This is a genomic window from Halobacterium sp. R2-5 (assembly GCF_011734195.1).
Taxonomy (GTDB): Archaea; Halobacteriota; Halobacteria; order Halobacteriales; family Halobacteriaceae; genus Halobacterium.
In genome coordinates, this window is record NZ_JAANTH010000001.1 from 290,188 (window position 1) to 302,215 (window position 12,028).

7 protein-coding genes, 3 tRNA genes and 3 rRNA genes are annotated in these 12,028 nt (G+C 63.4%); 10 read left to right on the top strand and 3 right to left on the bottom strand.

Annotated features, from left to right (window positions below; translation table 11 throughout):
* Positions 1 to 691: 691 nt before the first annotated feature.
* From G9C83_RS01580 to G9C83_RS01610, 7 genes are all read left to right on the top strand, one after another.
* Positions 692 to 2,164: ribosomal RNA gene (locus G9C83_RS01580) — 16S ribosomal RNA — on the top strand.
* A 108-nt stretch (positions 2,165 to 2,272) separates the two neighbouring features.
* A tRNA-Ala gene (locus G9C83_RS01585) sits at positions 2,273 to 2,344 on the top strand.
* Positions 2,345 to 2,713: 369 nt separating this feature from the next.
* Positions 2,714 to 5,634: ribosomal RNA gene (locus tag G9C83_RS01590) — 23S ribosomal RNA — on the top strand.
* 128 nt (positions 5,635 to 5,762) lie between these two features.
* A 5S ribosomal RNA gene (rrf, locus tag G9C83_RS01595) occupies positions 5,763 to 5,884 on the top strand.
* The 16S, 23S and 5S rRNA genes sit together here with 2 tRNA genes alongside, the layout of an rRNA operon.
* A gap of 124 nt (positions 5,885 to 6,008) precedes the next feature.
* A tRNA-Cys gene (locus G9C83_RS01600) sits at positions 6,009 to 6,084 on the top strand.
* Between the two features lie 131 nt (positions 6,085 to 6,215).
* Complete coding sequence (locus G9C83_RS01605; RefSeq protein WP_167244374.1) at positions 6,216 to 7,022, top strand: hypothetical protein; 807 nt, start codon at positions 6,216 to 6,218, stop codon at positions 7,020 to 7,022.
* Positions 7,023 to 7,075: 53 nt separating this feature from the next.
* Positions 7,076 to 7,282, top strand: coding sequence for a hypothetical protein (locus tag G9C83_RS01610; RefSeq protein WP_167244375.1), 207 nt, complete (start codon positions 7,076 to 7,078; stop codon positions 7,280 to 7,282).
* 65 nt (positions 7,283 to 7,347) lie between these two features.
* Here G9C83_RS01610 and G9C83_RS01615 read toward each other — a convergent pair.
* A tRNA-Lys gene (locus G9C83_RS01615) sits at positions 7,348 to 7,421 on the bottom strand.
* A gap of 81 nt (positions 7,422 to 7,502) precedes the next feature.
* On the opposite strand from G9C83_RS01615, the gene G9C83_RS01620 reads away from it, so the two are divergent.
* Positions 7,503 to 8,738 (top strand): M20/M25/M40 family metallo-hydrolase, encoded by a 1,236-nt coding sequence (locus tag G9C83_RS01620; RefSeq protein ID WP_167244376.1) that lies wholly within the window; start codon positions 7,503 to 7,505, stop codon positions 8,736 to 8,738.
* On the opposite strand, the gene G9C83_RS01625 is transcribed toward G9C83_RS01620, so the two are convergent.
* Both G9C83_RS01625 and G9C83_RS01630 read right to left on the bottom strand, forming a co-directional pair.
* Complete coding sequence (locus G9C83_RS01625) at positions 8,735 to 9,391, bottom strand: hypothetical protein (RefSeq protein WP_167244377.1); 657 nt, start codon at positions 9,389 to 9,391, stop codon at positions 8,735 to 8,737. The two genes, G9C83_RS01620 and G9C83_RS01625, sit on opposite strands and share 4 nt — an antisense overlap.
* Before the next feature lie 31 nt (positions 9,392 to 9,422).
* Complete coding sequence (locus tag G9C83_RS01630) at positions 9,423 to 9,572, bottom strand: hypothetical protein (RefSeq protein WP_167244378.1); 150 nt, start codon at positions 9,570 to 9,572, stop codon at positions 9,423 to 9,425.
* Between the two features lie 237 nt (positions 9,573 to 9,809).
* Here G9C83_RS01630 and G9C83_RS01635 point away from each other — a divergent pair, with 237 nt between their 5' ends.
* Positions 9,810 to 10,097, top strand: coding sequence for a hypothetical protein (locus G9C83_RS01635; RefSeq protein ID WP_167244379.1), 288 nt, complete (start codon positions 9,810 to 9,812; stop codon positions 10,095 to 10,097).
* An 87-nt stretch (positions 10,098 to 10,184) separates the two neighbouring features.
* The gene (locus tag G9C83_RS01640; RefSeq protein WP_167244380.1) at positions 10,185 to 11,945 is read left to right on the top strand and encodes a ferredoxin--nitrite reductase; all 1,761 of its coding nucleotides are present in this window, start codon (positions 10,185 to 10,187) and stop codon (positions 11,943 to 11,945) included.
* Positions 11,946 to 12,028 lie beyond the last annotated feature (83 nt).

Genomic DNA, 12,028 nt, shown 5'->3' on the forward strand with positions numbered 1-12,028 from the left:
GAAGCGCCTCCGCTTCGATGGGGTTTTACGTAACCCGGAACTCGGATAGGATGCGAACGACGTGAGGTGGCTCGGTGACCCCGACGCCACTGATTGACGCCTCGACGCCCTCGCGTCGAACCCTTCGCCTTCGGCGAGTCTGGTTCGACGCCCTTAAGTGATACCGGGCCGTTCGGAATAATGCGAACGACGATGAGGCCACTCGGGTTTCCCGGGTGGCTGATGCGTGCTTCCGACGCCCGTCTGGGCTTCGATCTCACTCTCACGAGTGAGGTTCGATGCCCTTAAGTAATAACGGGCGATACGAGATGATGCGAACGACAATGAGGTCGTCCGGGTCTATCCGGTCGACTGACGCATGATCTCGGCGCCCGTCTGGGCTTCGATCTCACTCTCACGAGTGAGGTTCGATGCCCTTAAGTAATAACGGGGCGTCGGTGGTAATGCGAACGTCGTCTTGGGCCGAGCGAAGTCCGATGGGTTTATAGCCCGCCGCGGACTACGTTCAGGTCCGAAGGAATGAGGATTCCACCCCTGCGGTCCGCCGTACAAGATGGAATCTGATGTTAGCCTTGATGGTTTGGTGACATCCAACTGGCCACGGCGCTTTGTCGTGGCTATGAGGAACACTTTGTGTTCCCGCCAAACCAGGACTTTTAGTTCTGGTCGCTGGGGTTTAACCCCAGCAAACATTCCGGTTGATCCTGCCGGAGGCCATTGCTATCGGAGTCCGATTTAGCCATGCTAGTTGTGCGGGTTTAGACCCGCAGCGGAAAGCTCAGTAACACGTGGCCAAACTACCCTGTGGATGGGAACAATCTCGGGAAACTGAGGCTAATTCCCAATAACGCTCCACTCCTTGAATGGACGGAGCTGGAAACGCTACGGCGCCACAGGATGTGGCTGCGGCCGATTAGGTAGACGGTGGGGTAACGGCCCACCGTGCCAGTAATCGGTACGGGTTGTGAGAGCAAGAGCCCGGAGACGGAATCTGAGACAAGATTCCGGGCCCTACGGGGCGCAGCAGGCGCGAAACCTTTACACTGTACGCAAGTGCGATAAGGGGACTCCGAGTGTGAAGGCATAGAGCCTTCACTTTTGTACACCGTAAGGTGGTGTACGAATAAGGGCTGGGCAAGACCGGTGCCAGCCGCCGCGGTAATACCGGCAGCCCGAGTGATGGCCGATATTATTGGGCCTAAAGCGTCCGTAGCTGGCCGGACAAGTCCGTTGGGAAATCTGTTCGCTTAACGAGCAGGCGTCCAGCGGAAACTGTTCGGCTTGGGACCGGAAGACCTGAGGGGTACGTCCGGGGTAGGAGTGAAATCCTGTAATCCTGGACGGACCACCGGTGGCGAAAGCGCCTCAGGAGGACGGATCCGACAGTGAGGGACGAAAGCTAGGGTCTCGAACCGGATTAGATACCCGGGTAGTCCTAGCTGTAAACGATGCCCGCTAGGTGTGGCGCAGGCTACGAGCCTGCGCTGTGCCGTAGGGAAGCCGAGAAGCGGGCCGCCTGGGAAGTACGTCTGCAAGGATGAAACTTAAAGGAATTGGCGGGGGAGCACTACAACCGGAGGAGCCTGCGGTTTAATTGGACTCAACGCCGGACATCTCACCAGCTCCGACAGTAGTAATGACGGTCAGGTTGATGACTTTACCCGACGCTACTGAGAGGAGGTGCATGGCCGCCGTCAGCTCGTACCGTGAGGCGTCCTGTTAAGTCAGGCAACGAGCGAGACCCGCACTCCTAATTGCCAGCAGTACCCTTTGGGTAGCTGGGTACATTAGGTGGACTGCCGCTGCCAAAGCGGAGGAAGGAACGGGCAACGGTAGGTCAGTATGCCCCGAATGAGCTGGGCAACACGCGGGCTACAATGGTCGAGACAATGGGATGCAACTCCGAGAGGAGGCGCTAATCTCCTAAACTCGATCGTAGTTCGGATTGAGGGCTGAAACTCGCCCTCATGAAGCTGGATTCGGTAGTAATCGCGTGTCAGAAGCGCGCGGTGAATACGTCCCTGCTCCTTGCACACACCGCCCGTCAAAGCACCCGAGTGGGGTTCGGATGAGGCCGGCATACGCCGGTCGAATCTGGGCTCCGCAAGGGGGCTTAAGTCGTAACAAGGTAGCCGTAGGGGAATCTGCGGCTGGATCACCTCCTAACGATCGGGACCAGGGCGTTGCCCTGGCCCACCTTTCGACGACGCCGTGACCAGTTGGACACCTACAAACCATCAAGGCTAACGTAACCCCTCCCGATTCGGGAGGTGGGCCCATAGCTCAGTGGTAGAGTGCCTCCTTTGCAAGGAGGATGCCCTGGGTTCGAATCCCAGTGGGTCCATCCCGTTCGGGACTCATCTCAAACCGTGTCCCTTAAGTGGGAGACGGCGGTACGATGAATCCCGACGAAGACTGATGCACCACCCCGCGAAAGTGCGGGTGGGAAGGGTCTATGTACGCTCCTCGTTCACCACGAGGACGTGCGATGACGGCCGTGTGTAAGTGCAATCCAGGCGCTCACTGGACTCGACCACCGTGGTCGAGTACCGACTGTTGGTCACATCCGTGACTCAACAGCGCTCAACCATTACGTGTTGAGCATCCGTTGGCTGCTCTGCAGTCAACATTCATCGTCGTTGGCTTCACCGCCAACAATCCTCGACCACTTCGTGTGGTTGAGTACCATCGTCAGCTGCTCTGCAGCTGACAACCAACGTGGCTACTGTGCCACCTGGTGGATAGCTCGGCTCGGATGCCGACGAAGGACGTGCCAAGCTGCGATAAGCCTGAGGGAGCCGCACGGAGGCGAAGAACTCAGGATCTCCTAATGGGAATCCCCACCGCAATTGCTTCGCGCAATGGGGAACGGCCGGAATTGAAACATCTCAGTACGGCCAGGAAGAGAAACCGAATGGGACGCCGTTAGTAATGGCGAATGAACGCGGCCCAGTCCAAACCGAAGCCTTCTGGGCAATGTGGTGTTCGGACTGGCATGCATCGACAGAACGTTCTCGCGAAGTCTCCTGAAACGGAGCGCGATACAGGGTGACAGCCCCGTATCGAGAACAAGTACGTCGTGAGCCAGCTCCAGAGTAGCGGGGGTCGGAAATCCCTCGTGAAGATGGCAGGCATCGACTGCCAAGACTAAGTACTCTCCGAGACCGATAGTGAACAAGTAGTGTGAACGAACGCTGAAAAGCACCCCACAAAGGGGGGTGAAATAGGGCTTGAAATCAGGTGGCGATGGAGCGACGGGGCATAAAAGGCCTCACTGGGAACGAGTCAGGCGCGAGCCTGTAGTAGGACCTGTGAGGAGCCGATGTTCCGTCGTACGTTTTGAAAAACGAGCCAGGGAGTGTGTCTGTTTGACGAGTCTAACCGGAGTATCCGGGGAGGCGTAGGGAAACCGATATGGCCGCAGTGCTTTGCACCAGGGCCACCGTGTTCAAGCGCGGGGAGTCAAACGGACACGACCCGAAACCAGATGATCTACGCGTGGGCAAGATGAAGCATGGCGAAAGCCATGTGGAGGTCTGTTAGGGTTGGTGTCTTTCAATACCCTCCCGTGACCTACGTGTAGGGGTGAAAGGCCCATCGAATCTGGCAACAGCTGGTTCCAACCGAAACATGTCGAAGCATGACCTCTGCTGAGGTAGTTCGTGGGGTAGAGCTACCGATTGGAGGGTCCAACTCCGAGAGGAGTTGGCCCTCCTGTCGAACTCCGAACCTACGAACGCCGCTGACGCAGGGAATCCGGTGTGCGGGGTAAGCCTGTGCACCGTGAGGGAGACAACCCAGAGTTAGGTTAAGGTCCCAAAGTGTGAGCTAAGTGCGATTGAAGGTGGTCCCGAGCCCTAGACAGCCGGGAGGTGAGCTTAGAAGCAGCTACCCTCCAAGAAAAGCGTAACAGCTTACCGGCCGAGGTTCGGGGCGCCCAAAATGATCGGGGCTCAAGTTCACCACCGAGACCTAACGGCACGCGTGACAGCGTGATCCAGTAGGTTGGCACTCTGTTCGGGCGGAAGCTCGGGTGAGAACTCGAGTGGACCGAATGGGGAAGAAAATCCTGGCCATAGTAGCAGCGTTAGTCGGGTTAGAACCCCGACGACCGAGAAGAGCAAGGGTTCCTCGGCAATGCTTATCAGCCGAGGGTTAGCCGGTCCTAAGTCCCGTCGTAATTCGAGCGGGTCAAAAGGGAAACGGGTTAATATTCCCGTGCCATCGTGCAGTGAAAGTCGACGCCTCGGAGCAGCTCGAGCCGGGTTTTCGCCCGGTCGAACCGTCCAAGTCCGTGGAAGCCGTAATGGCAGGAAGCGGACGAACGGCGGGATAGGGAAACTCGAGTCAATCTGGGGCCCGTGAAAAGACGAGCACGATGTCCGTACCAAGATCCGACACAGGTGCTCTGGCAGCGAAAGCCTAGGTCTGTCGGGAACAACCGACGTTAGGGAATTCGGCAAGTTAGTCCCGTAAGTTCGCGATAAGGGATGCCTGCCCAGCAATTGGGCAGGTCGCAGTGTCTTGGAGGCTCCGACTGTCTAATAACAACATAGGTGACCGCAAATCCGAAAGGACGCGTACGGTCACTGAATCCTGCCCAGTGCGGGTATCTGAACACCCAGTACAATGGGGCGAAGGACCCGTTAACGGCGGGGGTAACTATGACCCTCTTAAGGTAGCGTAGTACCTTGCCGCTTCAGTAGCGGCTTGCATGAATGGATCAACGAGAGCCTCACTGTCCCAACGTTGGGCCCGGTGAACTGTACGTTCCAGTGCGGAGTCTGGAGACCCCCAAGGGGAAGCGAAGACCCTATAGAGCTTTACTGCAGGCTGTCGCTGGGACACGGTCGCTGATGTGCAGGGTAGGTAGGAGACGTTACACAGGTACATGCGCTAGCATGCCACCGAGTCAGCCATGAAACACTACCCGTCAGTGACTGTGACCCTCACTCCGGGAGGAGGACACCGGTAGCCGGGCAGTTTGACTGGGGCGGTACGCGCTCGAAAAGATATCGAGCGCGCCCTAAGGCTACCTCATCCGGGTCGGAGACCCGGAGAAGAGCGCAAGAGCAAAAGGTAGTCTGACAGTGTCCTACACAACGAGGGACGCTGAGGCGAAAGCCTGGTCTAGCGAACCAATGAGCCTGCTTGATGCGGGCCATTGCTGACAGAAAAGCTACCTTAGGGATAACAGAGTCGTCACTCGCAAGAGCACATATCGACCGAGTGGCTTGCTACCTCGATGTCGGTTCCCTCCATCCTGCCCGTGCAGAAGCGGGCAAGGGTGAGGTTGTTCGCCTATTAAAGGAGGTCGTGAGCTGGGTTTAGACCGTCGTGAGACAGGTCGGCTGCTATCTATTGGGGGTGTTAAGGTGATTGACAGGAACGTTCATATAGTACGAGAGGAACTATGAACGGGTGCCACTGGTGTATCGGTTGTCCGAGAGGGCAAGTGCCGAGCAGCTACGCACCACGGGGTAAGAGCTGAATGCATCTAAGCTCGAAACCCACCTGGAAAAGAATCACCGTCGAGGTCTCTCGTAGAAGACGAGTTCGATAGACTCGGGGTGTACGCGTCAAGGCAACGAGACGTTCAGCCCGCGAGCACTAACCGACCGAATGCCACACACTCATGCACTCACCACACTACGTGGTCGAGTCCAGGCGTTAACTGGATTGCACTTACACACGGACGTTCGCCGATACTGGCGTCCCGGACTTCTGTCCGGGGACAACGGTTCGATTCCGTTGGTCGGTATTAAGGCGGCCATAGCGGCGGGGGAACTCCCGTACCCATCCCGAACACGGAAGATAAGCCCGCCTGCGTTCCGGTCAGTACTGGAGTGCGCGAGCCTCTGGGAAATCCGGTTCGCCGCCTGCTATTCATACTTCATCAAGCCTCGAACAGCTGTGACGCTGTTCGGGGCTTTCTGCATTTGTAGCGCGAAGTGGCGACACTCCGTACCGCTACGTTTAAGCGAGCGAGCGCAGTACCACCAGACGGTGCCAAGGTGGCAGAGTTCGGCCTAACGCAGCGGCCTGCAGAGCCGCCCATCGCCGGTTCAAATCCGGCCCTTGGCTTTCATTCTCGGAGTTCGTTCTCCTTGTAGCCGATCGTACCGCACGCCCTCGTCGACGGGAGTCTACATGCGCGCCGTCAAGTACGGGTCTGGAAAGTAACGATTATACGCCGGCCTCTCCACGCATCGAGTATGCAACGAGGTGCTGCGGCGGTGTCCGTCGCAATCTTCCTTCTGTTGGCGGCCGGTGCGTACTCGTTCATCGGTGTCGCCCAGCAGCCGGAGGTAGCCCTGGAGAACCCGGATCACACGGTCGTGGCGGGTGACCAGCCGACGATCGAAGGAACGACGTACAACTTCACGGAGGTCGGTGACGGCTCCGCGACCGCGCAGTGGACGAACGAGTCCGCGCGGTACACGGCGGAGTGGGCGCCCGAGGACACGGTCGTCTACGAGGGCGACAACTACACGGTCGCGGTCCCGAACCAGTCTGATCCGACGGAGTTCGAGCTCCGCGAGGTCCAGACTGTCGACCGGCCGACCGTCGAGCAGAACGGTACGACGTACGTCATCGTCGAGGAGGATGGCGAGCGCCGCCTCGTCGAACGTAGCGAGTACGTCGGCGAGCCGACGGTGCACTCGTTCTCGGAGGGCGACCAGATAGCGCTCCCGGACAACGACAACGAGACGACCGTGGCGTCGGTCACCAACGAGACGGTGACGATCGAGTGGTTCGCGCCGCGGACGAACGAGGTCAGCTTCGAGGAGGGCGCGAACGCGACGCTCGGTGAGAGCGGTACGCCGTACCTCGCGCACTTCGAACAGCAGACTGGCGGGACGGTCCTCCAGTTGACGACCGACTACGCGGACTACAACTCCGACGTGGCGGCCCAGCAGGAGTTCCACGAGCGCACGAACGGCCTCTGGGGTATCGTCATCCTGAGCGGGCTGGCGGCCGCGCTGTTGATCATGCTGGCGTTCCTGCCGTCGCGGTACTGACGCCGCTGGGTCGTTCCGTCACCGTTAACGTGTTCCGCGGCGAGGCGTCGTGCATGCAACATCCGTTCGCGGACACGCTCGACGTCTACGGCGTTCTCGTCGGCGCGTTCGTCGCGCTCGTCGGTATCGGGTCGCTCGTCGGGATGCCGTGGCAGCACGCGAACAGCGCCGGCGTCACCGTCCTCCAGGTTGTCGGTTCGCTCGCCGCCGTCGCGCTCGGCGTCGCGCTCGTCTGGCTCGCACACACGCAGACGCGGTAGCGTTCTCTCAGTTCTCGACGCTGGCGAGTGGCAACGCTGCGCGGTAGCGGTCTTCGCAGCAGAAGCGGGCCGAGAGGGATTTGAACCCTCGACCGTCTGGTTAAAAGCCAGACGCTCTGCCGAACTGAGCTATCGGCCCTCGATTCCAACTCGGGCAGCGCGAGGTTAAACGTTTACCATCCAGCGAAACGCTTACGCGGGCGTCGGGGAACCGGAGCGTATGGACGGAGTGCGCGAGTTCGCGTCGGCGCTCGTCGCGTTCGAGTCGACGGACGCGGCGGAGGCGCCGGTGTCGGCGTGGTTCGCGGCGCGACTGGCCGAACTCGGCTTCGAGAGGTACGAGTGGGAGGTGGACGCGGAACTGCTCGCGGGGCACCGGTCGTTCCCGGACGACCCGCGCGAGATTCGAGCCGCCGACCGGCGCAGCGTCGGCGGCGTCCTGGAGCTCGGCGACCCGGACGCCGGCCCGACGATCGTACTGAACGGCCACGTGGACGTCGTGCCCGCGGACGAGGGCGTGTGGTCGTCGCCGCCGTTCGAGGCGCGGTGGAACGGCGACGAGCTGACTGCGCGCGGCGCGGCGGACATGAAGGCCGGGCTGGCGGCGTGCGTGTACGCCGCGCTCGAACTCGCGGACCGAGACGACGTCGACGGCCGCGTGGTTGTCGAGGGCGTAGTCGGCGAGGAGGCCGGCGGCGTCGGCGCGGCGACGGCGGCGCTGGACAACCCGTACCCGTTCGAGCGCGACGCGGCGATCATCGCGGAGCCGACGTCGCTGACGCCCGTCGTCGCCTCGGAGGGGAGCCTGATGAAGCGACTCGAACTGACCGGCCGGTCCGCGCACGCGGCGACGCCGTGGGCGGGGGAGTCCGTCCTCGACCACTTCGACGCGATCCGGGAGGCGTTCGAAGCCCTCGCTGCCGAGCGCGAGGAGCACGTCACGCACCCGCTGTACGAGGAGTTCCCGACGAAGTGGCCGGTGGTCTGCGGGACCGTCGAGGCGGGCGAGTGGGCGTCGACGGTACCGGCGTCGCTGACCGGGGAGTGGCGCATCGGCGTCGCGCCGGGGGAGACCGTCGCCGAGGTCGAGGCGGCGTTCGAGGAGCGCCTCGCCGGTGTCGTCGCGGACAGCGAGTGGCTCGCCGAGCACCCGCCGGCGTTCGAGCGGTTCACCGTCCAGTTCGAGGCCTCCGAGATCGACCCGGCCGAGCCGGTCGTGCAGGCGGTCCAGTCGGCGATGGAGGCGCACGGTCTCGACGAGACGGAGCCCAGGGGGGTGACGTACGGCGCGGACGCCCGCCACTACATCGAGGCGGGCATTCCGACCGTGATGTTCGGGCCGGGGGACATCGAGCAGGCGCACTTCCCGGACGAGACCATCGACTTCGAGGAGGTAGACACGGCGGTGGACGTGCTCGCGGACGCGGCCGCTGGCTTCCTCACCGAGGAGAACTAGAGGTACTCGCGGAGCGCGTCGGCGACGACGTCGTCGGGGTCGCGGTCCGAAACTGTGGCCTGCCGTCGGAGGTCCCTGTAGACGGGCGCTGGGAGCGTGACCGTCAGCGCTCCCGGCGTGACGCCGAGCTCTTCGAGGACGTCGTCGAGGTCGTCGCCGTCGTTGACGGCGCTGGCGGCGCGGCGGACGTCACGGACGGTGAGCTCGTTGTCGACGACCGCCCACGCGAGGAGGTAGCGGTCGTCGCCGCCGACGCGCGCGATGTGTTTCGCGGCGGTCGGCGGGATGTGGCCGGCGGCGACGTGCTCGCGGACGGCCCGCGGGAGGTCGTGGACGCGCGCCCACTTCCGGATGAAGGAGACGCCGACGTCGCCGTCCGCGCGCTCGGCGGCGGCCTTGTAGGAGTTCTCGGCGCGGACGAGCGCGGCGCAGGCGGCGGCGCCCCGGAGCATGTAGAGGTGGCTGTCGCCGAGCTCGTTGCGCGCGAACGCGCCGACGGTCTCGGCGGCTTCGGCGACGCTCTCGGGGTCGTCGGGGTCGAACGAGACGGCTTCGCGGGCGTGCTCGCCGGTGACTCGCTCGTCGCCGCGGACGACCGGCTCGCCGACGGGCGACTCGCGGTCCGTCGGCGGAATCGGTTCCTCGTCAGTCATACGTCCAGTAGCGGCCTGGGGCGTAAAACACCTATTCCTCGTCGTCGTGGTTCTCGCGGCGCTCGGAGAGGTGCTCCCAGATCTCCGTGCAGCCGGCGCCGGGTTCCACGTCGGCGAGGTGGTCGTCGTCGCGGTCCTGTGTCTCCGCGCGGTCGGCGTCGCGTTCGGCGTGCTGGTTCACTCGCCGTCCACCTCCTCGTCGAACAGTTCGGGTGCGGCGTCGACGGACGCGTGCTGGCGCTTGCCGCGCACTCGGGTAGGCATGTTTCCCGGTATGGCGCGGGAACGGTTAACTGCCGCTTCGGGCGCAATGCCCGCCAGCACTGGCCGATACCGGCGGGCCTTGACGGTACTTCCGACGACTGGCAGGCGTTGCCCGCGCCGACGGGTGGACGGGTGCGGGTCGCGGAGTAGTGGTATGGCGACGCGACTGCGGCTGCTCGACGACGCCGCGTGGGTGAGCGTGAACGACGAGCGCGCGGCGGGCACCAGCGAGGTGTGGCCGGTCGCGGAGGGCTTCTGTTCGTGCGCGCTCGCGTGGCTCGTGGTCGAAGCGTTCGTGGACGTGGGCGCGGACGGCCGACGGGTGGAGGCCCGCGCGCACGGCCACTGCCTGAACTGCGGGGAGTCCGGAACGACGCCGTGGCTGCCCGTGGGGAAGGTCACGGACGAGGGCTTCGAGCCGGTCGAAGGTGTTCGGCGATAGCGGTAAGTGTATCCGGTACCGGTCGGCCGCGGGGAACCTTGACACCAAGCGCGCCTTGGTAAGGGAGAGCCCCCAGTATGTGTGTATATGCCCACGGACGTCGAGCGCTGGAAGGACGAGGTCTACGGTAACGAGATCCGGGAGCATCTCTTCCGGTTCGCGGAGGAGGGGTGGGACGCCATCCCCGAGGAGGAGCACGACGAGTGGTTCGAGCGCTTCAAGTGGTGGGGGCTGTACCACCAGCGGAAGGGCCAGGAGAGCTACTTCATGATGCGCATCGGGACGCCGAACGGCGTCCTCGAGCCCGGCCAGCTGGAGACGGTCGCGGAGATCGCCGACGAGTACGCCCGCGGCCCGGTCGACAACCCGGAGTTCGGCGCGGCGTACTGCGACTGGACGACCCGCCAGTCCATCCAGCTCCACTGGATCAAACTGGAGGACGTGCCGGACATCTTCGAGAAGCTCGAGGCGAACGGCCTCTCCACCCAGCAGGCCTGCGGTGACTCCTGGCGGAACATCGTCGGCTGTCCGGTCGCCGGGAAGGACACCCACGAGCACATCGACGCGTGGCCGGTCGCGGAGGAGCTCCACGAGACGTTCAAGGGTGACGACGACTACGCGAACCTCCCGCGGAAGTGGAAGGTCTCGGTGACGGGCTGCGACCAGGGCTGCGGGCAGGGTGACATCAACGACCTCGCGTTCGAGCCCGCCGAGAAGCACGGCGAGCTCGGGTTCAACGTCCGCATCGGCGGCGGGCTCTCCCGCAAGGAGCCGCGGCTCGCCCGCGACGTCGACATCTGGGTGCCCGAGGAGAAGGCCACGGACATCGCGGCCGCCGCGACGGAGCTGTTCAACGACCACGGCGACCGCGAGGACCGCTACAACGCGCGCATCAAGTTCCTCGTCGACGAGTGGGGCGCCGAGAAGGTCCGGCGCGTCCTCCAGGAGGACTACACCGACTGGGACCTCGAAACCGCGGGCGACGACCTCCGCGACCAGTACACGTACAACGCGGGCGGCCACGAGCACGGCGACCACGTCGGCGTCCACGAGCAGCCCGACGGCAACTACTACGTCGGCCTGAACGTGCTCGTCGGGCGGATGGGCGTCGACGCTACCTACGAGCTCGCGGAGCTCGCCGACGAGTACGGCAGCGGCGAGGTCCGCCTGACCCAGCGCCAGAACGTCATCGTGACGGACATCCCCGAGGAGGATCTCGACGACTTCCTCGCCGAGGACCTGCTGGAGGACTACTCGCCGGAACCCCACCCGTTCATGCGGGGCTCGATCGCGTGCACTGGCACCGAGTTCTGCTCGCTGTCCATCGTGGAGACGAAGAACCGCCAGGTGCGGTACGCGCGCTGGCTGAAGGAGAACGTCGACGTTCCCGAGGGCGTGACGGACTTCCACATCCACCTCTCGGGCTGCACGGCGTCGTGCGCGCAGCCCCAGATCGCGGACGTCAGCCTCCGCGGGATGAAGACTCGCAAGGACGGTGAACCCGTGGAAGCTCTCGACGTCGGGCTCGGCGGCGGGCTCGGCGAGAACCCCCACTTCGCGGAGTGGGTGGAGATGCGCGTCCCCGCCGACGAGGTACCGGGGTACATCCAGAACCTCCTGGCGACCTACGAGGACCGGCGCCAGGACGGGGAGACGTTCCGGGAGTTCATCCAGCGCCAGGACGAGGACGCGCTCCAGGAGCTCGCGGACCCCGAGGAGACCGACTACGAGGACCCGTACATGCACAACACGAAGATGACGTGGTACCCGTACGCGGACGACGACGACATGGGCGCCAGCCCCGCGCCGACCGACGGCGAGGGCGAACCCATCTCCGCGGACGACTGACGGCGCACGCTGCCGCGCTCTCCTCTCTCCCCGTTCTCCGCGTCTCCGTTGTCGCTGTCGTAACACCCACGGGGTTGTCCCGC

Bases quoted from the DNA above. Each gene is read 5' to 3' on its own strand.
- G9C83_RS01635 (WP_167244379.1), top strand. From the start codon at position 9,810: ATGGCGACGCGACTGCGGCTGCTCGACGACGCCGCGTGGGTGAGCGTG.
- G9C83_RS01605 (WP_167244374.1), top strand. From the start codon at position 6,216: ATGCAACGAGGTGCTGCGGCGGTGTCCGTCGCAATCTTCCTTCTGTTG.
- G9C83_RS01610 (WP_167244375.1), top strand. From the start codon at position 7,076: ATGCAACATCCGTTCGCGGACACGCTCGACGTCTACGGCGTTCTCGTC.
- G9C83_RS01640 (WP_167244380.1), top strand. From the start codon at position 10,185: ATGCCCACGGACGTCGAGCGCTGGAAGGACGAGGTCTACGGTAACGAG.
- G9C83_RS01625 (WP_167244377.1), bottom strand. From the start codon at position 9,391: ATGACTGACGAGGAACCGATTCCGCCGACGGACCGCGAGTCGCCCGTC.
- G9C83_RS01620 (WP_167244376.1), top strand. From the start codon at position 7,503: ATGGACGGAGTGCGCGAGTTCGCGTCGGCGCTCGTCGCGTTCGAGTCG.